Origin of the sequence: Brevibacillus laterosporus (genome assembly GCA_007833815.1) — a bacterium.
Lineage (GTDB): Bacteria > Bacillota > Bacilli > Brevibacillales > Brevibacillaceae > Brevibacillus_B > Brevibacillus_B laterosporus_D.
This window is the reverse complement of the sequence record CP033464.1, coordinates 1,222,501-1,246,838: the sequence shown is the minus strand read 5'-3', so window position 1 is coordinate 1,246,838 and position 24,338 is coordinate 1,222,501. Positions and strand designations below refer to the sequence as shown.

Genomic DNA, 24,338 nt, shown 5'->3' with positions numbered 1-24,338 from the left:
GTTTCTCCCTCACTTCTATTGCTTAGACAAACATCTTTTGTAGGAATGCTTTTTTCGTTTCTTTTAAGGCATCTAATTCACGTTGATGGAGAGCGATAATGCCGTCTAGTTGTTTAAAAAAACTGCCGATTTTGACTTGCTCATCTTTTTTTGGAAAAAATAAATTCACTTCTTTTAAATCTGAATTATACAGGTGAACAACAGATTTACCTTGTGCTCGTCTACTTAATTCTTTCTGCTGTTTACCATTTGAGATGGTAACCGCTAGGAACACCGGGTCAATATCAATAATTGGATGTACGATATTTAAATCACCACCTAAAATAATTCCAGGTCTACTAACAACTGATGCTCTTGAAATATCTTCAGAAGTCTCTCCAGAAGATGGAATGATCACTTCATTGCCCTTGCTTAATACGGATTTCTCTTTCTCTATAGTAAATGTATCAACAGAATCTATAACGGTTTCATATTTTGTATATAATCGCCCATACAAAATTATTGGTTTACCTTTATCAGTCAAATCACTTTTTGAGTATCCATTACCTTTTGAGAAATCTGCTAACTCCCCCAACTTACGCTGTTCCCAATCTCCGGTAAATCCTAGGAATCGAACCTCCGGCACGGACTCCCCTTCTTTTGGAAACATTTTTTGCAAGAATCCCTGTTTTGTTTGTTTGAAGGTGGTTAGTTCTTGCTGATGAAGAGCGATAGTCTCATCGAGCTTCTTAAAGAAATTACCGATTTTAGTTTGTTCTTCTTTTTTCGGAAAAAGCAGATTAACTTCTTTTAAATCTGAATTATGCAGGTGAACAACAGATTTCCCTTGAGCTCGCTTGCTTAATTCTTTTTGCTGTTTACCATTCGAGATAGTCAGGGCTAAGAATACTGGGTCAATCTCATTACTTGGTCGTACAATATTTAAATCTCCACCCAAAATTATTCCTGGTTTACTAACAGCTGATGCTCTTGAAATGTCTTCAGAAGTTTCTCCTGAAGCTGGAACGATTACTTCATTGCCTTTACTTATTACAGATTTTTCTTTTTCTATAGTAAATGTATCTATAGATTCAATAACGGTTTCATACTTTGTATATAATCGCCCATACAAAATTACTGGTTTACCTTCATCAGTCAAATCACTTTTTGAATATCCATTACCTTTAGAGAAATCTGCTAAATCTCCCAACTTACGCTGTTCCCAATCTCCAGTATATCCAGGAAATCGAATTTCTGGTTTATGGTTATTTTTCACGATTAAACACCTCTAATGCACCCTTGATCCATTCTGCGTTTTCTTCATCAAAGTGTAGCGAAGAAATCATGTCAAATAGACTAGATTCTAGTTCTGCTTTTTCTTTTCGAATGTCTTTAATAGTTGAGCCAACTGATGCCATATCAACAGGCGCTTCTTCTTCAAAGGTATCTACGTATCGAGGGATGTTCAGATTGAAATCATTCTCTTTGATTTCATCAAAGGAAGCTACATGGGCATATTTCTCCACATTTTCGCGCTTCTTATATGTTTCGACAATCTTATCAATATTATCTTTGGAAAGTTTATTTTGGTTCTTTTCTTTAATAAACTCCTTACTTGCATCAATAAATAACACATCACGAGTGCTACGATTTTTCTTCAAGATGATGACTGTTGTTGGAATCGATGTCCCAAAGAATAAGTTTGCTGGCATACCAATGACGGCGTCAATACTGCCATCTTCTAATAATTTCTTCCGAATCACACCTTCTGCAGCTCCACGGAACAGTACCCCATGCGGTAAGACGATAGCCATTGTTCCCAAATCTTTCAAATGATAGAACCCATGTAAAAGAAAAGCAAAGTCTGCTTTTGATTGTGGCGCTAACTTCCCGTAACGATTGAAGCGCGAATCATCTAAGAATGTATCATCTGCGGACCATTTTGCAGAGTAGGGTGGATTCATAAGGACAGCATCAAAGGTATAAGGCTCATCTGTCGGCCAATCTTTGTTCAATGTATCCCCATTGCGTAAACGCATATCTTCTTTATTAACATCATGCAAAATCAAGTTCATCTTTGCTAGATTATAGGTCGTAGTATTTAGTTCTTGCCCATGATACTTTACACTATCTGGATGCTTAATATAGTTTCGGATATTCAACATTAAGGAACCTGAGCCCATCGTTGGGTCAAATACGCTAAACAATTTTTTGTCTTCTTGACCGATTGCAGCAATACGAGCCATCATGTCAGAAACTTCATGAGGTGTATAAAATTCTCCAGCCTTCTTACCAGCTTCTGAGGCAAATTGACCAATTAGGAATTCATAGGCATCCCCAATGACATCGCCGTTATGTCCAATTACATCGATATCATTTAGTTTCTTCAGGACTTCTGTAATGGTAATATTCCGCTGTTGATCATCTGATCCCAATTTTTTTGATTTCAAATCCACATCATCAAACAATCCGTTAAATTGATCATATTTGGTAGACAAATCGATAAAGGCTTTATTTAAGTCATTCAACTGAAACGTGTTTTGTTTGGCTTGATTGGCTAATATATTAAATAAATACTCTGGTTCAATATCATAATTTAATGTATCCACTAAAGTTTCAATCAAGTCATTTTTTATCTCTTTATCTGCTAATAAATTTCTATACAATTGAGTTTGTTTCTCTTGTGTGTTGTATTCTTCTAATGATTCATCTGCTATTTCAACTACTTTTTCTAATAACTTATCAGATAAATACTTGTAAAAGATCAATCCTAATAAGTAGTTTTTGTATTCTGATGCATCCATTTTGCTTCGTAAGTTGTCTGCGGCACTAAATAATTTTGCGTTTAATTCAGCCATGTTGCGTTCCTCACTTTTTCTATTGTTGGTCTAATTGCTTCAATACTTCTAAATAAAGTTGCCTTTCAAGTTCTGCTTGTTTCTTTGCCAAAGCTTGACGCTTTCTCAAAAAGAAATAAGCTTTTCCAATCGTCCGTTGTTTCTCAATACTTGGTAACTTGATTTCCAACTCTTTTAGTATCGCTGGGGTTAATTTTGGCACAGTACTTCCTTGCATGGAAATTGCCATTTGCTTTTTCATTGAATATGATTCATTCAATGCATAGCATAAATAGCTGCTATCCAATTGATCATGCTCAATAATGAGTTTAGCAAAGTTTTGGCTAATGATCTTTCCTTGGTTTGAGTCACTTACTATTCCGGCTTTGGAACTAACAAAGCTGAAAACAACGTCTCCAGCACTGCTTAAATAGCCTTCTTTATGATTTGGATTTCCAGTATAAGAGCTAGCTTGTGAGTCTAAAAATGAGCCATCTAAATCATTTATTAAGTCCTCGTATGAATAAGCAACTAAAGATAGATCATTTTTCTCGCTTCCTCTAGACAAGTTTCTTCCTATCTTAACTGTTACAATATCTTCAAGCTTCATATCCCGCCCTCTTCAAAAAAGTATTTCTTTAAAATTACTTATTTTCTATTACAATTAAATCATATCAGTCTGGAAATACTCAATCAATAATTTTATGTATTTTTTATGAATTACATATAATGATTATTATGTCCCATCAATTCTAGGGTGTGTACGCAAACCTACTTGAGCCAGACTCGATAGGTATAATGTATTAATTATTCACGAAATTCACACTTGTTTTCCCTTGCCCTTATATACATTCTGTATTACAAATAAACTCACAGAATCTTATTTACGCATCGTTCCGACCGGAGTGTGACCTACCCTGCTCCTATGGTTCGCATGATTTAATTGGGATTGATACTTTCTTTGCATCTATCTGTTTGATTAAAATAATGTACTAGACTGGAAACCCTCACGTAGTACTAATTTTCAGAGGGAGCAACTGATCAAGTTTTGATTAATTAGATTTAGACTGATCAAATACAAAAAGGCAACGGCAGCCACGAACTTAAAAATAATGTCTTAGACTGCCACTGCCCCGGCGAATAGTATTTGACAGTTTTTCTATGTTTATTATGTTTAAAGGGCAAAAATCCAACAAGGTGATATCGTCATACTGAGCGTAATGATTTCGTTCAGTTTTCAAGAAATTCCAAAAGGATAAGAAGTTAATTCCGTTTGCTTTCGAGATACGTCTTAAATAACTCGAAAGGGATTCACCTTCAAATGGACATAAGCGTACCGTAAAAATATTGTTTTCCATCGAATCTTCTCCAAAAAGGATTTATTCTCATCATTTTCCTTTTGTGAAAAAGATATACCCTTACATGTAATAACACCTTTCAATGCCAGCTCAATATATGGTCCTGACGTTATCCTGCTTATTAGTTGAGAAAAGGCAGCCGATCAACGTATGCCGGCTGCCTTTGTATATTCTTATTGAACTATCGAACCCGTTAACCGGACGGAATTTCAAATAAAACCAGATTAGATCTTACCCCGACCTTTAAGCCGAGGTATTTTTTTCATAAGGAGTAGCATTTGTTACTGAAGAGCCTCTTCAAATGCACGTTCAATTTGATCGGCTTCCTTGGAAACCACAAACAGAACAAATTGGCCCTTCGCCTTCCAAACATGTTTTTCAACGAGATGATATTCTTCCGGACGATAGTCTCTGAATTTAAGGGTTTGGGCCTCAATTCGTTTTTGCACATTTTCTTTGACGACATCCACCTGATTCAGGTCTTTCACTTTCAGTACCAAGAGTTCGTCTGCCTCCACATTAGATGAAGCGGTAAATAGGATGAAATCCTCGACCTCCTCAGGAGCAATGTGATAAAGCTTTTGTAGCTTGGCCATATCACCTTGCTTCATTTTTTCCAAATTCACGGCTTGCTTGATGTGTTCTCCGACCTCGATCGCTGTATGAATGGAGGTATCTTCTCCCTCACTAGAACAACCAGACATCCCACAAAACAGAATTGTGCAAGCAAGGAATAAAGACAACCATTTCCTGCAACCACAACCTATGCTCGAATAAATTCCTGCCATTCTACTCCCCTCTCTCCTCCGCCTGTTCTGTTAAGGCCTGGATAGACGGATCTTCAAAAAACGTCTGGACATTGTATAGCAACAGCATGTCGTGAATCTGCTGCTCCTGTATGAGCTTCTTGATATTCCCCTCATAATATCTGAGGTCGACGACATATATTTCTTGAAAATGCTGTGTTAAAAAGGGAAGAAAGCTGTTGGCATAGGAATCTTTGATAACCAGCAGTTTTTTGCCCTCCCGATTGCTCGTCGCTATTTTAATCAGGCCGTGGTTCCCGTTGAGAAAAACTGTGTACTTGTCCTTCTTCTTCAGATTATCCATCACATACAGGGAGTCCGACCGTTGCTGTTCGTCAACATATTCTACGCTGTATCTATCGTTATCCTTTGGTAAATATAGCTCAATGCTGTCGGGCTTCATGTGTCTGTAACCGCTCTTGGAATACAGGGAACCGTAGAAGCCATTCGTCACTGTTTCAATACGGAAATCTTCTTTTTTTTTCGGCTCAAACCCCATCTGCTTGCCCAACGCCTGATAGGCATAGTAAGCGCCATTGGTAGTCCAATGGTGATCCGTTTTATAAAAAATGGATTGCTCACGATTGGCAAAAAGCGCTGGATACACATCAACAATATGAATATTTTCACGAAGAGATCGTTGGACCTTGCCTCTGGACACGAGCTCGCCATTATCCGAGACATTGGAAGGGAGCTTGTCGGCCAACACACTCTGAGCCGTGGGAACAAGCATCACGTATTTTCGGAGATCGGGGGTGGCGTCATCGAAGGAATGGATTGCTGCTACCCTTTCCTTCAGATTCTCGTCTGTTGGCGGCGTAAATTTTTGCAGTAAAAATCCGTCCTTACCCAAATAAACCCCGTGGCTCTCCTTTTTCCCGATAACCCGTTCCGCATCCGTTTTCAAACCGATCCAAAAATCCCTTGCCGCAAATTGGTCAGCAATGTACTTCTCCACATTGGAAGCAAACTTGCCCGACATCAGATTGCGTGAGGAAAGGCTCTCTAGCTGCTCCAAGCTCCGGTTTTCCGATTCCGAAAAGAGCTTATCTGGAGTTAAAAGGTTCCATGCCAACATGCCACATAAAAAAATGATCAATAGGATCGCGAGCATGTGCGGATACCAATGATTAGGTCTGTTCAGAAAAACCACCTTCTTCAAAATCGAAAGTATAAGAAAGGATTGTACGTATCATTGACCAAGAAAGCAGTGGTCAGAAGCAGGAAAAGGAAATGCATAGTAAAAACAGCAATACCTCCTGCCCAATGGAATTTTTCTCTCACGTACAAAACAGCCTTTCTCGGAAATGGTGTTGCGCACAAGGCCAGCAAAAGCAAAAGAATCAAATTGCTGGACAGGTAGTAAAACGATTGATCATCAGATACGCCATGCGAACCGAAGCCGAACATCGTTTGGATGAATGTCCAGGCGTCAGAAACATGCTCCATTTCAAAGAATACCCATCCTACGATCACGATGATAAGCGTGTAGACATGCCCGACAAAGGCATGCGACTTTTGCACCCAGCTTAAAAGAATCCATTTTTCAATCATGATCAACACCCCGAAATACAAGCCCCAAATCACAAAATTCCAGCTGGCGCCATGCCATAGACCGGTTAAAAACCAGACTACAAACAAGTTGATGAACTGCCGCAGCATGCCTACCCGGTTCCCTCCAAGGGGTATATACACATATTCCCGAAACCAGGTGCCTAAAGAAATATGCCATCTGCGCCAGAACTCCGTTATGCTTTTCGAAATGTAAGGGTACTTGAAGTTTTCCATAAAATCGAAGCCGAACATTTTTCCTAGACCGCGCGCCATATCCGAATATCCGCTGAAGTCAAAATAAATCTGAAAACTAAAGGCAATGATTCCAAGCCAGGCGGAAATAACTGTGACTTCTTCTGCAGGCATCGCTTTCACATTCGCCCACAGAATACCGATGTTATTAGCAAGCAGCACTTTCTTGGCAAGTCCTCCGATAAACAATTCCGCTCCTTCGCCGAATCGTTCCAACGTCACTTTTCGAAAGGATAGTTGCTTGGCAATACCGCTGTATGTAACGATCGGTCCTGCCACCAACTGTGGAAACATCGTCACGTAAAGCCCAAAGGACAGGATATTTTTTTGTACAGGCACTCGATCACGGTACACATCCACGATATAAGACATCGTTTGAAACGTATAAAAGGAAATTCCCACCGGAAGTGGAAGGTCTGCAGCTTGTAAATTCAGGCTAAGCCAGTGATTAAGATTGTCCACGACAAATCCGCCATATTTGAAGAACCCGAGAATGCCCAGGCTTCCGGCAAGCGAACTGATAAAAATAGCTCTGCTAATCCCTTTGCGGTGCCTGAAGTTTTCTATCAATAGTCCGTTTGCATAATCAAAGACGGTTGAAAAGAGCATGAGGAATACGTATACAGGTTCTCCCCACGCATAAAACACCAAACTGGCGGCAAAGAGAATCACATTTTTCAGAGCTGTGGGCACTAAAAAATAGAGTAAAATCGTTATCGGCAGAAAATAGTAAAGAAAGATGAGACTGCTGAATACCAAAGCTCGTCACCTCCTGACCTGCAGTCAATCATAGATTTCAGCATGTCAGTTCACGTAGTCTTTTAATAAATCTAGCAAAAGCTTGTAGTATTTCTCGTTAAAATGGATGCCGTCCTTATCATAAAGATCGAGGTTGTTGGTAAAGATCGGAGACAAATCGACGAATGCTACTTTTTCCTCAGCAGCAAGCTCTTGTAATCCCTTGTTGTACTCTGCAATTTTTTGATAACGGGGTTCTTTCTTCTCCGCTTCCGCAGTAACTGGGGTCACCGATAAGATAGTTATTTTTGCTTTAGGAAGTCTTTCTTTGATACTGTCGATTAATTTTACATAATTTTTATACGAATATTTCAGGGGTTCATCTGTCGGCCACAGGATGTCATCCGATCCCAATTGAATAAAGACGTGCTTCGGATTTCTTTTTGCCAGATCGTTGACATCTTCCAGGGCAAATTCGGCTGTTTTCCCTGCACCTGCACTCACATTGGCTTCGTCCAAAACATCATGGAAGGATAGCCCTTCCATAATCGAATCCCCTAAAAATACACTTGTTTGAAACATGGTTTTATACGAAAGCTCTTTTGCATCGGAAACGGATTTGCTTTCTTGAGTCACTGAACCCATTGCTTGCTCATTTGCCTGATTTCCACACGCTGCCAAGGATAATGCGATGACCCCCGTCAGCATAATTGCAAAAGTTTTATTTCTCATGTCAGTCTTCCTCTCTTGTGTTTGATAGATAATCTTGAATTCCCTCGATAATCGAAGTGGCAATGCGATATTGAAAATCTTCTTTCAACAGTTTTTGCTCCTCCATCGGATTCGTTAAATACCCTACTTCAAGCAGTACTGCCGGCATTTCTGTGTCTTTGACAACGAAAAAATCCTCCTTTTTCACCCCTCTATCCCGAAATCCGGTCACTTCTATCACGTGCTTGTGTATGCTCTCAGCAAACGGAAGAGATTCGGGACGATAATAGTATGTTTCTGTACCCGAAACAGTGGAATCTGTATACGTATTCCCATGGATGGAAAGAAACAAATCTGCGCCCATCTGATTGGCAAATTCCGGTCTCTTTCGATCAATTGAGGATAAAAAGCTGTCATCGCTTCTGGTCAAGTACACCTTCATGCGCGAATCTTGCTCCAATAACTCCTTTACCTTTCGTGCCAGTTGCAGAGTAAAGTCCTTTTCAGCTTGACCACTGACGCTCTTTGCGCCATGATCTTTTCCACCGTGTCCCGGGTCAATGACAATCTTGTAGACTGGTGGATTAGCATAGCTCTTGTTTACATAACTGTCGCTTGCATCGCTGTTGTTAGGGTCGCTGTATAAGAACCCAACAATAAAGATGACAAATACGGGCAATACCATATAAATAAATTTCTTTTTGACGATCACTTCCTGCTCCTTTCCCCCTCTTTCTTACATCCGCAAGGCTCCGTTCTCTTGCTTACAATGAGATGATACTAGAAAGAGATAAAGATAAAGTGCAGAAGAAATCGAAATAGATTAAAGAATATGCCAAAACGGAAAGAAAACAAAAAAAGCGCAGAAGCCAGTTCTGCACTTGGGTGTTGACTTATACTTACTTAGGGAGATGGAAGTAAAACATGACGCCATCTTCCGTATTGAAAACGCCATAAGGTACATCATGAAGCTCCAAAATCTTTTTAGAGATAGCAAGACCGAGCCCGGTTCCACCTGTGGAGCGATGGCGGGAAGACTCCCCTCGATAAAATCGATCCCATATTTTCTCGAGGTGCTCTTCTTGTATATGAACTCCTTTGTTTTCGATACAAACTATTGCCATATCCTGCTCTTCGCTGATCGAAATCATGATGGTTTCCCCATCAGGCGTGTAACGAATAGCGTTGGTCAGGAAATTGACAAGAACTTGCTCGATGCGCAACTGGTTGGCCACTACCTTGATCGGAACAAGCTCGGTATGCAAATGCAACTGCTTGCTCTCGATTTCTGGCCGTACTTTCTCACAAATCTGCTTAATCACCACATCTAACGGAAACAACTCCATCTTCATCTTGTACGTTCCGGACTCGTATTTAGCAAGATCCAGCATATCCACAATGAGCATGTCCATCTTTTTTACTTCATTTTCCATCGCATCGAAATAATAATCCTTCTTATGGCTCGCCACTCCATCTTTTAGGATCGACAGACAGCTTTGGATCACACTAAGTGGAGTCTTCAACTCATGCGATACTCCTGAGATGAACTCCTTTCTCGTATTTTCCAATTGCTTCTCTTTCTCGATATCTTGCTGCAGTTGTTCAATGTAGGAATGTAGCCGATCAGAGAGCACATTAATATTGTGTGATAAGTCTCCGATCTCATCTTTGGACTCAACGTGAATTTTCTCTGAGAAATCTAGGGTTGCAATCTTTTTTGTCGTATGGTTGATCCGTAGCAAAGGTCTCGCGATCTGCTTCGAATAATAGAACGAACTTAACAAGATGAGGAGTAGTACAAATAAAATGAGATACACATAGTATTCTTTAATCATGCTGATTGCTTCATCAACAGGCTGTAGCGATGTCATAGCAAAAATATAGGCTGGCTTCCCGTCCTTGTTCTGGATGGGATGGACAAACAATTGGTACTTGATATCGTTTTCTTCTACAAGGTACGTCCAGGGGATAGTCAACTCCATCTTTTCCGGACTTAGTAAAAGGTTGGCTTGAAATTCTTTGATCCGGTCCATAAAGACAAGGTTTGTATATAATAGCCGGGGTGTTTCGTTCTTCACAGGAAGATGAGTCTTGGTGATGGTTCCAAAAAGGTAGATGGATGGGAAATCTTTCAGCGATTTTTTCTGGTCTTGAAATTTTGGAATCATCTCGTGCTCTTTTTTAGCGATTTGATTATTTTCAAAAGATACCTTCCCCCATTCCACCCCAAGTCGATAAGGAACAACCGCCGTATCTTTCTTGATTCCTTGAATGGTAACCATCGCTCCTGTATGAAGAAAGCTGTTTCCTTGATGAATTTCCTCAATATTTAGGAACCCATATAACGGAATAATAAGTGTCTGATTGGAAAAGGGGCTGTCCTTATCGGGCAACAGCTTTACTTCTATGGAAATATCATCGGCATGATTTATATTCCCCAGATAATCAACCGTGGTGATCCATGTATTGTGCTGGCGATAATATTCTTGCTCCAGCCTCTGGATCGCTTGCGCATCTCCGCTGTTCTTCCCATACTCTTGTGCGAATGTTTCCAGGTTCGCTTGGACATCCGCCACTTTTTTATTGATGTAAAATTGTTTGAAGAAAACGGTCTGTCCCACATAAATGGAAGCAAGAATGAACAAACATAAAGTGGTTGTCCAGATAAACAATTTCAATACAATGCTACTCTTCATACTTGCTCCTCAAATTTATAACCTGAACGCACGACTGTGGTAATGCATTTTGATTTCTCCCCTAGTTTGGAGCGCAGATTACGAATGTGACTATTCACGGTGCGATCATCGCCGGCAAAGTCATACCCCCATATTTTGGTGATCAATTGTTCCCTCGTGATGATCATCTCTTTATTCCTCATTAGATAAGCTAAAATTTCAAATTCGGTGTGCGTCAAATCGGTCTTAACACCTTCTACTATAACTGTTCGAGACGGGAAATGAATGATAATTCCGCTACTTGACAGTCCCTCACCCGCCATTCCGGAGACATCCCGACTCTCCAGAAGCCGTTTAGCTCGTGCCAATAAAATGGGAGGACTGTATGGCTTGGTCACGTAATCATCTGCCCCCAGTTCAAACCCAAAGATCGTATCATCCTCATCGACACGGGCTGTCAGCATGATGATAGGTACGTTGGATGTCTTACGAATACGTTGGCAAACAGTCCATCCGTCCAATTCAGGCAACATGATGTCCAAAATGATCAAGTGTACATCACTTGTCTGAAAAATCATGAGCGCTTCTTTTCCGTCTGCCGCTTCTAACACTTCATATCCTTCATTTATGAAATAATCCTTCATGATCTCCCGCAATATCGGTTCATCTTCTACTATCAAGATGGTTTTTTGCATATATGTTCTCCCTGAGCAATTTTATCTGATATACTATCACATTCGAAAAAGGATTTCTATCAGATGCCTAGGAATTAGAAGTTACAGGTTAGTATCCAAAAATGTTTTTGTTTTATAAACAAAAACACCTTGATACAGAAAGATGTTTACTGTATCAAGGTGTTAAATTTAGTGACATTTTTTTGTTCCAGTTGAAGACAAACTATATACTGACCACAACAGGGTTTTTGATTATGACATTCTTATATTCAATTTAAATGACATATGTTATTCAAATCTGTGACATATCATATTAAAATCCACAACATAATTAAACAACAACCCAATCCCTACTCCACCGTCACACTCTTAGCCAAGTTCCGTGGTTTATCCACATCCAAGCCACGAGCTGTAGACGCAAAGTAAGCAAGCAATTGCAATGGAATGACAGTTAATACGGGTGCCAAAATCGGCAGGGTGCGCGGCACATATACCACTTCATCCACCGTTTTCACCAATTCGGTATCTCCTTCAAATGCGAGACCTAATGTGTAGGCGCCGCGAGCTTTGACTTCAACGATGTTGGATACCGTCTTGTCAAATAGGTCTGGCTGAGTAGCCAGTGCAATCACAGGTACATTCTCTTCAATTAGAGCTAGGGTACCGTGCTTTAATTCACCCGCTGCGTATGCTTCAGAGTGAATATAAGAAATCTCTTTTAGTTTCAGGGAACCTTCCAACGTCACAGCATAGTCCAAACCACGTCCAATGAAGAACAGGTTTTGAACATCCTTCGTTACGGAAATAGCTACTTTACGCAGGCTTTCTTCCGTTTCTAGAATGTTAGCTGTTTGAGTTGGAATCTCTAACAGGTGATCGACAACCTCAGCGATTTGTGCATCTGTTTGTGTTCCTTTTATCTGTGCAAGATAGAGGGCAAACAAATATAGAGCCAGGCTTTGGCATGTATAAGCTTTCGTAGAAGCAACCGCGACTTCTGGTCCTGCCCATGTATAAATGACTTCGTCTGCTTCACGAGCTACAGAGCTACCTACAACGTTGCTTACTGCCATTACTTTGACGCCATGTTTCTTCGCTTCACGTAGAGCTGCCAACGTATCTGCTGTTTCCCCTGATTGACTGATGACAACCACTAACGTCTTATCTGTGAAGATCGGATCACGATATCTAAATTCAGAAGCGATCGCTACCTCTACAGGAATGCGTGTCAGCTTCTCAATTACATCTTTTCCAATTAAACCAGCATGCATGGAAGTACCACATGCTACAATGTACATTCGGTCAAAGGCAGCTAATTCTTCCGGAGTCATTTTCATCTCAGGAAGCTGTACACGCTTGTTTTCCAAATCAATACGGGAACCAATTGTATCTCGCATCGCTTTAGGCTGCTCATGAATCTCTTTTAACATAAAAGAGTCATAGCCGTCCTTCTCTGCCTGCACCAAGTCCCAATCTACATGGAAAATGTCACGCTCAACAGGCTCGCCTGTTTCTGCTACAGACAGTTGGATGCCATCACGAGTCAAAACTGCCATTTCACCTTCATTTAAAATGTACATGTCACGTGTATGTTCCAAAATGGCTGGAATGTCAGAGCCGATAAACGCTTCCCCTTCACCAATACCCACGATGAGTGGACTTGCCAAGCGTACAGCAATCAATTTATCTGGTTCGTGTTCTGTCATGATACCAAGAGCATAAGCACCGCGCATTTTTTGTATCGCCTTGCGAACCGTAGCTACGATATCGCCTTCATACAGGTCAGACAATAGATGAGCGATTACCTCTGTATCTGTTTCAGACAGGAACTCATATCCTTTAGCTATCAATTCTTCCTTGATAGTCAAGTAGTTTTCAATAATCCCATTATGCACAACCGCGAATTTATGCGTTTTGTCCAAATGAGGATGAGAATTTTCATCGGAAGGTTTTCCGTGTGTTGCCCAACGAGTATGGCCAATTCCAATCATTCCCGCCAGTGGTCTGTCTGCTAGACGCTCTTCTAACGTAGCAATCCGTCCCTTGGATTTTGCATGATCCAAACCTTGCTCCGTCATTACTGCTACGCCTGCAGAATCATACCCACGATACTCCAGTTTACGCAGACCTCCAATAACGATATCCTGCGCCTGTTTACTTCCAATATATCCAACGATTCCGCACATAGTGATAGAAACCCCTCTCTAGTGGACAGGGGTACGACCCAACTGCATTTGCTAACGGGGTGGTACCCCCGTCATTCCTTTGCAAATTTTTATCTATAAGGTAAATCTGAACGTATCATACCCAGACTTTGTCCAAAGGGTTACCCCTATGTTTTGTAACTGGGCTTACGGTCTTGATATATGACCGGGAGGCATCCGCCGAAATTTTCGATAAACCTCCACCTCGTCCACTGTGCTCCATGTCGGGCAGCTACAGTGCTGGCGCTTTTAAAAAATTCTGCTGAAGATATTTGTGGGAATAAAAATTCGGATCTTCTCTCCCCCTCCTTTTCATGATAATCAAATACTTTCTTACTTTAGCACAGCTTTGTGTAGGGGACAATATCTCTTTTCCGCTACTTTCCTCATAAATTGATGATAAATTGCTCAGATTTCCCCACCCTTTATGGTATGCAGAAGTAGAGAGAAATGTGTCAAACGAAAAATGACATTAGAAAACCTATTTATATCAAGGTTCTGGCACATAAAAAGAGGAGCAGACCTAAGCCGCTCCTCTTTTACCTATATCTAGCTTTACGCTAATTCTTGTTTAACAATCTCTACGATCTTCTGAACCATAATCTCAAGCTCAGCAGCATCTGGACCCTCTGCCATTACACGAACGATTGGCTCTGTACCAGATGGACGAACCAATACACGACCATTGCCATGCAAGCTTTCCTCTACCTCTTTAATCGCTTGTTCAATAGCTACGTTGCCGTTTAGCTTCGTCTTATCTTCCACGCGCACATTTACTAATAGCTGTGGGAATTTCGTCATCATCTGTTTTAGCTCAGACAATGGTTTGCCTGTTTCTTTGATGATGTTAAGTAGCTGCAGACCTGTTAACAAGCCATCTCCGGTTGTATTGTAATCTAGAAAAATAATATGTCCAGATTGCTCTCCACCCAGGTTATAGCCACCACGTACCATTTCTTCCATTACATAGCGATCACCAACCGCTGTACGCGTACTATTGATGCCTTGCTCTTCCATTGCTTTAAAGAAGCCCAGATTAGCCATTACGGTCGTCACTACTGTATTGTTGTTTAGTTTGCCCTTATGTTTAAGAGCACGCGCGCAGATAGCCATTACGTAATCGCCATCTACCAGTTCACCGTTCTCATCGACAGCTATGCAACGATCAGCATCTCCATCAAAGGAAAGACCCATAACAGCCTTATGCTTCAGAACCTCTTCCTGTAAACGCTCTGGATGAGTCGATCCGCATTTATCATTGATGTTAATACCATTCGGACTCGCGCCAATTGTAATCACATCTGCTTCCACATCTGCAAACAGTCTCGCAGCTAAAGAAGATACCGCTCCATTTGCGCAATCTAAGACGACTTTCATGTCTTCAAAGCGTTCATTTACAGAACTCTTCAGATGAGAAAGGTATTTCTGGCTACCTTCCAGATAATCGATTACAGTACCAATTTTGTCCCCAGTTGGACGCGGCAATGTATCCTCTGGTGTATCCAAATATCTTTCAATTTCATTCTCGTCTTCATCCGACAGTTTAAAACCATCGTTACCAAAGAATTTGATTCCGTTATCTTCAAATGGATTATGTGAAGCAGAAATCATGACACCGGCATCTGCCCCTAAAGCTTTGGTCAGATAAGCTACGCCAGACGTAGAAATTACTCCCAAACGAACTACTTCTGCACCTACAGAGAGAAGACCTGCGATTAAAGCACTCTCCAGCATTTGACCAGAGATACGCGTATCGCGACCAATAACTACCTTTGGTTTACCTTCCTCTTTGTGTCTTGTCAGTACGTATCCACCATCTCGACCAATTTTAAAAGCCAATTCAGGTGTAAGTTGCGCATTAGCAACCCCACGTACGCCGTCTGTTCCGAAATACTTTCCCATCCTTGTCCCTCATTTCTTTCCTAGTACACGTAATAGGCTATGTTCCTACTATTTTTTTGTGATTTCTACTGTGACCTGATTGAGTGCATTTGGTGCCACCTTAAGATAATCTGGCAAATTGTTATTGTAAACCAGCGGAATCTCATGCACACCTACAGGCAGCGAACTTACATCTGCTACAATTTGAATGTCATTAGCCGTAAGGTCTTTTAAGATGTTAGAAGCTCCAATCACATCGAAGCTTACTGTGTTTAATTCCTGTCCATCCGCTGTAAAGACTTTGGCAACCAAATCTTCAGCGAGTCCTGTTACCCTCAATGGTACGTTCTCCAATTTTTTGGTTTCTGATGGCACTACCTTTATAGTGACATCTAACGTATCTGGGTCCACCTTCACCACTTTTGGCGCCAACGGCATTTTTAATTGAAGTACCCGATCTGAAGTAATATTTTTTAGATCAATTGACGGACCCGAATAGGTATCCAAAGGTTTAATCACTTCATTTGGTCCGTATACCGTCACCTCTTGTGTGTTCATGGTAATACTAGCCAAACTATATCCATCTGGCAGCTCATTCGTCAAGTTTAATTTGAGCGGAGCCACCTTGGACGGACTTGTCACCGGTATATTTACTTCTACCACAAGCGGTGAGATTTCTGCTCCCGTCATCTGGTTTCCTTGCTTGTCATACACTTTCAATTGCGCATTACTAGAAACGGTATCTGTTGCTCCATCTACATTGACGGCAGCCTTTACTACACCAATCTTCTTAACCTGGCTTGCCGGAACAGTAACGAGTACACGGAATGGCTTAATAATAGGTTGTTTTAACTCATACCCATCCGCTGCCTTACCAATTTTCTCGACTTGGACGTCCACTTCCACCGTTTGTTTTTCTTCTAATGTTACATCAATGTAATCCGGTGTAATGGTTACTTTAGACCCTTCAGGGAATCCACGTGATTGCACCTGTAATCGATGTGCTCCACTTGCTAAGCCTCTTGCATCTATAAATACCTCGTAGTTATCAAAGATATTATATTTTAGAAAGGGATTGTTACTCTCCACTGCTACTTTGACAGATTGTAGCTTGTTGGTGATCTCAAAATTATCGGCGTCATAATAAGGTTTCACCTTTACGCTTTCAATAATTCGAGTAGGCTGTACTGCTTCACTGGAATTGCCCTGTTCTGGCTCTAGGTTTACAATCATCCACAACATAATGGCCAAAAGTAGGGCAATCCCACGGACAAACCAATGACTGTTTAACCATCTATCCATTTTTTCGCCCCCATTGCCAACGACTTGCCATGGATTTACTCTTCGCTTGCAGAGAGAGTCGGCTTAACATTTTTTGCGCTAGTAGCTCCTCAGTCAAGTTACGCGTTATTTCTCCATTGATCGTAATCGAAACGTTTCCTGTTTCCTCCGACACAATAATCGTAACGCCATCTGAGACTTCACTCATTCCAAGAGCAGCTCGATGTCGTGTTCCCAGTTCTTTGGAAATGGATGGATTTTCAGATAACGGTAGATAACAAGCTGCTGCTAGAACCGTATCCTTACGCAAAATGACGGCCCCGTCATGCAGAGGTGTATTCGGGATAAAGATGTTGATTAACAGCTCCGACGTTACTCGTCCATTTATGGCGATTCCCGTCTCTACATAATCATTTAGCCCTGTATCTCTCTCCACAACGATTAAAGCTCCTATGCGACGCTTCGCCATATAAGTGACAGCCTTACCCACTTCCTGGACCATTCGTTGCACGCCTTCCTCATCATCATTCGAGTAAGAGCGCGAGAATAATTTACCTCGCCCAATTTGCTCCAATGCACGACGAAGCTCAGGCTGAAAGATAATTACAATTGCTAAAACCCCAAACGTAAACGCTTGAGACATTAGCCAGTGCAGGGTACGGAAATCAAAGTACTTACTAAGCAACCAGGTAACGATAACCACCATGATTCCTCGCAATAGTTGTACAGCACGAGTTCCGCGGACCAGCATGATTAGTTTATAAATCAAGTACGTGACTAAAAGAATATCAATTCCGTCACGCAGTATGTTCACGTAGTTTAAATACCCCATACCGCCGCCTCACATTCCTACTCCAATACTATCCAAGAATTTTGATTGGATTGTTTGCGGAAAAAAGCACGGCTTTTCATGCCGTGCCACTTCTCTTCCTTCTATTTTCCCCTAATGAGCCAACGGAAGCAAGTCATTTCCGATATTTTTCATCTCATACCATACCCAATCGAAAATCATTTCAATGGATTCTGTATCACCTGCCACCTGAGCTGTTGAGGCTAAAAAGACCCTACCGTCAATAGCTACAACATTCCCCTTCACTTCACCTTCTACTTCTACGCTTCCATTGCGTACAATAAGGTCTCCAGTTAGGATGGTACCAGCTGGCACGACAACCACATTACGCTCTTTATCTATCTTTAGCTTATCCATATTGGCTGATGTAATTTGTAAGGTATTATCCCGATCAAACCAACTGGTAAACAAACTTCCCGTCATGAGAACAAAAAAGACTGCTGCCGCTGTTACAAACGGGTGTCTTCTCATCCAATTACCAAAACTCTTACGCTTCGCTACTGGAGGCAACTGAGCCATGACACGTGCAGTAAAATCACTTGGTGCATGAATATGGGAGGCACTCTCCACATAGGCAATCACTTTTTGCAATTGTTGTAGGTGTGTACGGCATTCTTCGCAGTTCAGCAGGTGCTGTTGAAGACGTTGATTCGATAGTTGGTCGATATCTTTATCCAATAAAACATGGTTGAGTTGCTTCGCTTCTCTGCAATCCATCTGAATACGTCTCCTTTCATTAAAATCGCAACTTATTTCGCAGTGCTTCTCGCCCACGATGAATTCTGGTTTTAATCGTTGTAATTGGCAACTGCAAGGCATCACTAATTTCTTGCAATGATAAATCCTCAATGTAACGAAGTACCATGATAGATCGATACTTCGGGTTTAGCTTGGTTAGTGCATCTTGAACCGTTTCTTGTAATTCTTGTACAACGACTTTTTCCTCAGGTGTCTTCTCGTCGGAAGCTAGTCTGGAGTACCAATCAAGCCCTTCTAAATCCCCACCCTGCTCTTCATCCAGAGAAAATTGTGGTTTCTTTTTTCTTCCCCGATCAATACACAGATTAGTGGCGATACGGTATATCCACGTTGAAAAACGATAATTTTCATCATAGGAATGCAGATTGGCATAAACGCGTAAAAAGGTTTCTTGTGCAATATCCTCAGCCTCTTGGCGATTGCCAACCATTCTGAAAGCTAGCTGAAAGATTTTATCTTTGTACATTTCCACCAGTTCCGCAAACGCTTCACGGTCATCCCGTTTCGCTCGCTCTACCAAGCGTCTCTCTACAAATTCCATGCCATCCTCCCTAGAATGTAACCCGTCTTCTAATACGAACTAAAGACGATTTAGTTTCATTTTTTCCTGTTAAGTTCTGCGGAATTTTATTTTCTTCTTAATTATATAGGTAGTTTTCCTTTTGTTCCTGATTAAAACTGCTTGAAACCTGATTTATAAGAAAAGAATTTTATAAAAAAGGGTATAAAAAGAGCATAAGTAAGCTGTTTCTAGCTATACATATAGTGTTAACAAAAAAGAAGCTACACAAATATTCTAAAAGGAGCGTGCATTTATTGTGATGACAACTCATGTACTGTATCATCAAATTGAAGTAGTACGGAAAAAATTAAATGAGAAGTACAAGCACTGCCCCTCCATGACTCCAGAGCTTTTGGAGCTCAGTGTAAAATTAGATGATTTATTAAATCAATGGCAAAACTCATCCTTTGACTCTACCCTCATCTTTTCAAAATGTAAAGCTTCATTAAAGGGCAACTAATAGGCTTATAGTAAGTATATAAGATATAAATCAAATAAACAAAAGACAGGAGGATGGAAGATACTTTTCCATTTATCCTGTCTTTTGTAGATCTTACAAAAGTTTATCTCCAAATAAGGAACTCATTAAGGCAACAGCTACACCCGCTGTTGCGTTTTTCTGATCAAGAATCGGATTCACTTCTACAAATTCTGCTGATGTTAAGATATCTGCCTCAGCCAAAATTTCCATAGCCAAATGTCCTTCTCGATAAGAAATACCTCCAATGACCGGTGTTCCCACTCCTGGAGCATATAATGGGTCTAGGCCATCTAAATCCAAGCTAAGATGGACTCCATCCGTTCCTTGTGTAACATATCCTATTGTCTCTTCCATAATACGTGTCATACCTAAACGATCAATTTCATGCATCGTATATACCTTTATACCAATTTCTTTGATTAATTCACGTTCACCTGGATCTAAGTCCCTAGCACCGATAATAACAACATGTTCTGGTTTTATTTTTGGACCATATCCCCCCAGTTTAACCAAGGCGTCATGTCCAATACCCAGAGAAGCAGCAAGTGGCATACCATGAATATTCCCAGTAGGGGAGGTCAGACCTGTATTTATATCTCCATGTGCATCAAACCAGATAACACCAAGGTTCTTTTTTGTCTGAGCAATTCCCGCAATCGTTCCTAGTGCTATACTGTGGTCGCCTCCTAAAACTAAAGGAAAACGTCCATCTTCTATCTCTAGTGCCACTTGTGTTGCAAGTCTTTCATTAGCTTCTAAAACTTGATGTAAATACTTATGGTTATCAGTCTCTTCGAAATTTTCGGGCCTTTTTACAGGAATATCTCCTAAATCTTTAACTGAATATCCCAAACCCTCTAAACGCTTCACTACCCCAGCATATCTAATAGCGCTAGGTCCCATATCTACACCGCGTCGATCGGCACCTAAATCGAGAGGTACACCAATCATTGATATCTTTTTATTCATATGTGAGACTCCTTCCTTGGGGTAACAAAGTCTTCTACTTACTCATCTATTGTAGACGCAGATGAGGTAATGACTCAACTCGACAAATTTTTGCATAGTTATGAATTTATTTTATATTTATTTAGCACACACAAAAAAGCAACCCAGATAATCTGAGTTGCTTTTCTTGTAATCTTATGGAGCGGGTGATGGGAATCGAACCCACGCGACCAGCTTGGAAGGCTGGAGTTCTACCATTGAACTACACCCGCAAAATGCATGGTCGGGAAGACAGGATTCGAACCTGCGACACCTTGGTCCCAAACCAAGTACTCTACCAAGCTGAGCTACTTCCCGACATTATGGCGTGCCCTGAGAGATTCGAACTCCCGACCTTTTGATTCGTAGTCAAACGCTCTATCCGGCTGAGCTAAGGGCACATATATGGAGCGGACGACGGGGCTCGAACCCGCGACCTTCGCCTTGGCAAGGCGACGCTCTACCAATTGAGCTACGTCCGCATAATAAAAATGGTGAGCCATGAAGGACTCGAACCTTCGACCCTCTGATTAAAAGTCAGATGCTCTACCAACTGAGCTAATGGCTCCCAATGGCTGGGGTACCAGGATTTGAACCTGGGAGTGACGGAGTCAAAGTCCGTTGCCTTACCGCTTGGCTATACCCCAATAGGTATGGTGGGGAGAGACGGATTCGAACCGCCGAACCCGGAGGGAGCAGATTTACAGTCTGCCGTGTTTAGCCACTTCACTATCTCCCCACATATAATAAAAAGCTACTTACAGCTAAAAAAATGGTGGAGGATGACGGGATCGAACCGCCGACCCTCTGCTTGTAAGGCAGATGCTCTCCCAGCTGAGCTAATCCTCCAGATAAATGGTGACCCGTAGGGGATTCGAACCCCTGTATGACAGCGTGAAAGGCTGCTGTGTTAAACCGCTTCACCAACGGGCCATAATAATGGCTCCTCAGGACGGACTCGAACCGCCAGCCTACCGGTTAACAGCCGGTTGCTCCACCATTGAGCTACTGAGGAACAGTATGAAAGAAACTTGTTCTTTCAAAACTAGATAATGAAAGTCAGCATACAGGCAATGTGGATAAGTCCTCGACCGATTAGTATTCGTCAGCTCCATGCATTACTGCACTTCCACACCGAACCTATCAACCTCATCGTCTATGAGGGGTCTTACTAGCTTGCGCTATGGGAAGTCTCATCTTGAAGGGGGCTTCACGCTTAGATGCTTTCAGCGCTTATCCCGTCCGCACATAGCTACCCAGCTGTGCCACTGGCGTGACAACTGGTGCACCAGGGGTGCGTCCATCCCGGTCCTCTCGTACTAAGGACAGCTCTCCTCAAACTTCCTACGCCCGCGACAGATAGGGACCGAACTGTCTCACGACGTTCTGAACCCAGCTCGCGTACCGCTTTAATGGGCGAACAGCCCAACCCTTGGGACCTACTTCAGCCCCAGGATGCGATGAGCCGACATCGAGGTGCCAAACCTCCCCGTCGATGTGGACTCTTGGGGGAGATAAGCCTGTTATCCCCAGGGTAGCTTTTATCCGTTGAGCGATGGCCCTTCCATGCGGAACCACCGGATCACTAAGCCCGACTTTCGTCCCTGCTCGACTTGTAGGTCTCGCAGTCAAGCTCCCTTGTGCCTTTACACTCTACGAATGATTTCCGACCATTCTGAGGGAACCTTTGGGCGCCTCCGTTACTCTTTAGGAGGCGACCGCCCCAGTCAAACTGCCCACCTGGCATGGTCCTTCCACCCGATAAGGGCGGCAAGTTAGAAACTCCGTACATCAAGGGTGGTATCCCAACGACAGCTCCACGAAGGCTGGCGCCCTCGCTTCACAGCTTCCCACCTATTCTGTACATGATGCACAAAGTTTCAATACCAGGCTACAGTAAAGCTCCATGGGGTCTTTCCGTCTTGTCGCGGGTAACCTGCATCTTCACAGGTATTATGATTTCACCGGGTCTCTTGCCGAGACAGCGCCCAAGTCGTTACGCCTTTCGTGCGGGTCGGAACTTACCCGACAAGGAATTTCGCTACCTTAGGACCGTTATAGTTACGGCCGCCGTTTACTGGGGCTTCGGTTCAAAGCTTCGCTTGCGCTAACCCATCCCCTTAACCTTCCAGCACCGGGCAGGCGTCAGCCCCTATACTTCGCCTTGCGGCTTCGCAGAGACCTGTGTTTTTGCTAAACAGTCGCTTGGGCCTTTTCACTGCGGCCTCCTCGGGCTATAAACCCTACCGAGGCGCCCCTTCTCCCGAAGTTACGGGGCCATTTTGCCGAGTTCCTTAGCAAGAGTTATCCCGCGCACCTTAGGATTCTCTCCTCGCCTACCTGTGTCGGTTTGCGGTACGGGCACCTTGTTCCTCGCTAGACGCTTTTCTTGGCAGTGTGAAATCAGGGACTTCGGTACTATAATTTCCCTCGCCATCACAGCTTGTGCTTACTGGTGTGCGGATTTGCCTACACACCACACTTACTGCTTAGACGGCCATCCAATAGGCCGCTCACCCTATCCTCCTGCGTCACGCCATTGCTCAAACGGAACAGAGGTGGTACTGGAATATCAACCAGTTGTCCATCGCCTACGCCTTTCGGCCTCAGCTTAGGTCCCGACTAACCCTGGGAGGACGAGCCTTCCCCAGGAAACCTTAGGCTTTCGGTGGACAAGATTCTCACTTGTCTTTTCGCTACTTACACCGGCATTCTCACTTCCAAGCGCTCCACCGCTCCTTACGATACGGCTTCACTGCTGCTTGGAACGCTCCCCTACCCAGTCCATAAGGACTGCCATAGCTTCGGCGGTATGTTTAGCCCCGTTACATTTTCCGCGCAGAGTCACTCGACCAGTGAGCTATTACGCACTCTTTAAATGGTGGCTGCTTCTAAGCCAACATCCTGGTTGTCTGGGCAACTCCACATCGTTTCCCACTTAACATACACTTGGGGGCCTTAGCTGATGGTCTGGGCTGTTTCCCTTTTGACGATGGATCTTAGCACTCACCGTCTGACTCCCGGATATAAGTACTTGGCATTCGGAGTTTGACTGAATTCGGTAACCCGATGAGGGCCCCTAGTCCAATCAGTGCTCTACCTCCAAGACTCTAAATCCGAGGCTAGCCCTAAAGCTATTTCGGGGAGAACCAGCTATCTCCGAGTTCGATTGGAATTTCACCGCTAGCCACACCTCATCCCCGCACTTTTCAACGTGCGTGGGTTCGGGCCTCCAGTAGGTGTTACCCTACCTTCACCCTGGACATGGCTAGATCACACGGTTTCGGGTCTACGACAACGTACTTTCGCCCTATTCAGACTCGCTTTCGCTGCGGCTCCGTCTCTTCGACTTAACCTCGCACGCTATCGTAACTCGCCGGTTCATTCTACAAAAGGCACGCCGTCACACATAGAAAGTGCTCCGACTATTTGTAAGCACACGGTTTCAGGTACTATTTCACTCCCCTCCCGGGGTGCTTTTCACCTTTCCCTCACGGTACTGGTTCACTATCGGTCGTTAGGTAGTATTTAGCCTTAGCAGATGGTCCTGCCAGATTCACACGGGATTTCTCGTGTCCCGCGCTACTCGGGGTTGGTCTCGGAGGGACAGATGTTTGGGTTACGCGACTATCACGCTCTTTGGTCAGTCTTCCCAAACTGTTCACCTACATCTGTCCTTTGTAACTCCTATATGAAACGCCCCACAACCCCGCAGGATAAATCCTACGGTTTAGGCTCTTCCGCGTTCG

19 protein-coding genes, 10 tRNA genes and 1 rRNA gene (1 of these 30 running past the window's edge) are annotated in these 24,338 nt (G+C 42.6%); 1 reads left to right on the top strand and 29 read right to left on the bottom strand.

Annotation, left to right across the window (positions count from 1 at the left end):
• Positions 1-22: 22 nt before the first annotated feature.
• From EEL30_07450 to sigW, 17 genes are all read right to left on the bottom strand, one after another.
• Positions 23-1,255 (bottom strand): restriction endonuclease subunit S, encoded by a 1,233-nt coding sequence (locus tag EEL30_07450; GenBank protein ID QDX92207.1) that lies wholly within the window; start codon positions 1,253-1,255, stop codon positions 23-25.
• Positions 1,245-2,837, bottom strand: a complete 1,593-nt coding sequence (locus EEL30_07445; GenBank protein ID QDX92206.1) for a type I restriction-modification system subunit M — start codon at positions 2,835-2,837, stop codon at positions 1,245-1,247. Before EEL30_07445 ends, EEL30_07450 begins: the two co-directional genes overlap by 11 nt.
• 19 nt (positions 2,838-2,856) lie before the next feature.
• Positions 2,857-3,426, bottom strand: a complete 570-nt coding sequence (locus tag EEL30_07440; protein QDX92205.1) for a restriction endonuclease subunit S — start codon at positions 3,424-3,426, stop codon at positions 2,857-2,859.
• 493 nt (positions 3,427-3,919) lie between these two features.
• Positions 3,920-4,174 (bottom strand): hypothetical protein, encoded by a 255-nt coding sequence (locus tag EEL30_07435; GenBank protein ID QDX92204.1) that lies wholly within the window; start codon positions 4,172-4,174, stop codon positions 3,920-3,922.
• Between the two features lie 281 nt (positions 4,175-4,455).
• Positions 4,456-4,962, bottom strand: a complete 507-nt coding sequence (locus EEL30_07430) for a DUF4358 domain-containing protein (GenBank protein ID QDX92203.1) — start codon at positions 4,960-4,962, stop codon at positions 4,456-4,458.
• Between the two features lies 1 nt (position 4,963).
• Positions 4,964-6,058, bottom strand: coding sequence for a hypothetical protein (locus tag EEL30_07425; GenBank protein QDX95697.1), 1,095 nt, complete (start codon positions 6,056-6,058; stop codon positions 4,964-4,966).
• 80 nt (positions 6,059-6,138) lie between these two features.
• Positions 6,139-7,545, bottom strand: a complete 1,407-nt coding sequence (locus EEL30_07420) for an MBOAT family protein (protein ID QDX92202.1) — start codon at positions 7,543-7,545, stop codon at positions 6,139-6,141.
• Between the two features lie 45 nt (positions 7,546-7,590).
• The gene (locus tag EEL30_07415; GenBank protein QDX92201.1) at positions 7,591-8,256 is read right to left on the bottom strand and encodes a lysophospholipase; all 666 of its coding nucleotides are present in this window, start codon (positions 8,254-8,256) and stop codon (positions 7,591-7,593) included.
• A gap of 1 nt (position 8,257) precedes the next feature.
• Positions 8,258-8,947, bottom strand: a complete 690-nt coding sequence (locus EEL30_07410; protein QDX92200.1) for an N-acetylmuramoyl-L-alanine amidase — start codon at positions 8,945-8,947, stop codon at positions 8,258-8,260.
• Between the two features lie 187 nt (positions 8,948-9,134).
• Complete coding sequence (locus EEL30_07405; protein ID QDX92199.1) at positions 9,135-10,931, bottom strand: HAMP domain-containing protein; 1,797 nt, start codon at positions 10,929-10,931, stop codon at positions 9,135-9,137.
• The gene (locus EEL30_07400) at positions 10,928-11,605 is read right to left on the bottom strand and encodes a DNA-binding response regulator (protein ID QDX92198.1); all 678 of its coding nucleotides are present in this window, start codon (positions 11,603-11,605) and stop codon (positions 10,928-10,930) included. Before EEL30_07400 ends, EEL30_07405 begins: the two co-directional genes overlap by 4 nt.
• A gap of 329 nt (positions 11,606-11,934) precedes the next feature.
• Positions 11,935-13,770, bottom strand: coding sequence for a glutamine--fructose-6-phosphate transaminase (isomerizing) (gene glmS, locus EEL30_07395; GenBank protein QDX92197.1), 1,836 nt, complete (start codon positions 13,768-13,770; stop codon positions 11,935-11,937).
• A 573-nt stretch (positions 13,771-14,343) separates the two neighbouring features.
• Complete coding sequence (locus EEL30_07390; protein ID QDX92196.1) at positions 14,344-15,690, bottom strand: phosphoglucosamine mutase; 1,347 nt, start codon at positions 15,688-15,690, stop codon at positions 14,344-14,346.
• Between the two features lie 48 nt (positions 15,691-15,738).
• Positions 15,739-16,971, bottom strand: a complete 1,233-nt coding sequence (locus EEL30_07385) for a hypothetical protein (GenBank protein QDX92195.1) — start codon at positions 16,969-16,971, stop codon at positions 15,739-15,741.
• Positions 16,964-17,782 (bottom strand): TIGR00159 family protein, encoded by an 819-nt coding sequence (locus tag EEL30_07380; GenBank protein ID QDX92194.1) that lies wholly within the window; start codon positions 17,780-17,782, stop codon positions 16,964-16,966. Before EEL30_07380 ends, EEL30_07385 begins: the two co-directional genes overlap by 8 nt.
• A 111-nt stretch (positions 17,783-17,893) precedes the next feature.
• Positions 17,894-18,517 carry an anti-sigma factor gene (locus EEL30_07375; protein QDX92193.1) on the bottom strand — a complete coding sequence of 208 codons (624 nt, stop codon included), beginning with the start codon at positions 18,515-18,517 and terminating at the stop codon, positions 17,894-17,896.
• Between the two features lie 19 nt (positions 18,518-18,536).
• Positions 18,537-19,100: an RNA polymerase sigma factor SigW gene (gene sigW / locus EEL30_07370; GenBank protein ID QDX92192.1), complete on the bottom strand. Its 564-nt coding sequence runs from the start codon at positions 19,098-19,100 to the stop codon at positions 18,537-18,539.
• 280 nt (positions 19,101-19,380) lie between these two features.
• On the opposite strand from sigW, the gene EEL30_07365 reads away from it, so the two are divergent.
• A complete protein-coding gene (locus tag EEL30_07365; protein QDX92191.1) occupies positions 19,381-19,581 on the top strand; it encodes an aspartyl-phosphate phosphatase Spo0E family protein in 201 nt (66 codons plus the stop codon).
• A gap of 93 nt (positions 19,582-19,674) precedes the next feature.
• Here EEL30_07365 and rocF read toward each other — a convergent pair whose 3' ends face one another.
• The 12 genes from rocF to EEL30_07305 all read right to left on the bottom strand — a co-directional run.
• Complete coding sequence (gene rocF, locus EEL30_07360; protein QDX92190.1) at positions 19,675-20,571, bottom strand: arginase; 897 nt, start codon at positions 20,569-20,571, stop codon at positions 19,675-19,677.
• A 177-nt stretch (positions 20,572-20,748) separates the two neighbouring features.
• Positions 20,749-20,822 (bottom strand) — tRNA-Gly (locus EEL30_07355).
• Between the two features lie 8 nt (positions 20,823-20,830).
• Positions 20,831-20,907 (bottom strand) — tRNA-Pro (locus EEL30_07350).
• A 6-nt stretch (positions 20,908-20,913) separates the two neighbouring features.
• Positions 20,914-20,990, bottom strand: a tRNA-Arg gene (locus EEL30_07345).
• A 5-nt stretch (positions 20,991-20,995) separates the two neighbouring features.
• Positions 20,996-21,071: transfer RNA gene (locus EEL30_07340), tRNA-Gly, on the bottom strand.
• Between the two features lie 10 nt (positions 21,072-21,081).
• Positions 21,082-21,157 (bottom strand) — tRNA-Lys (locus EEL30_07335).
• Between the two features lie 4 nt (positions 21,158-21,161).
• A tRNA-Gln gene (locus EEL30_07330) sits at positions 21,162-21,236 on the bottom strand.
• A gap of 7 nt (positions 21,237-21,243) precedes the next feature.
• Positions 21,244-21,328, bottom strand: a tRNA-Tyr gene (locus tag EEL30_07325).
• A gap of 34 nt (positions 21,329-21,362) precedes the next feature.
• Positions 21,363-21,438: transfer RNA gene (locus EEL30_07320), tRNA-Val, on the bottom strand.
• A 7-nt stretch (positions 21,439-21,445) separates the two neighbouring features.
• Positions 21,446-21,522, bottom strand: a tRNA-Glu gene (locus EEL30_07315).
• Positions 21,523-21,529: 7 nt separating this feature from the next.
• Positions 21,530-21,604, bottom strand: a tRNA-Asn gene (locus EEL30_07310).
• A gap of 59 nt (positions 21,605-21,663) precedes the next feature.
• Positions 21,664-24,338: ribosomal RNA gene (locus EEL30_07305) — 23S ribosomal RNA — on the bottom strand (it continues 257 nt past the right edge of the window).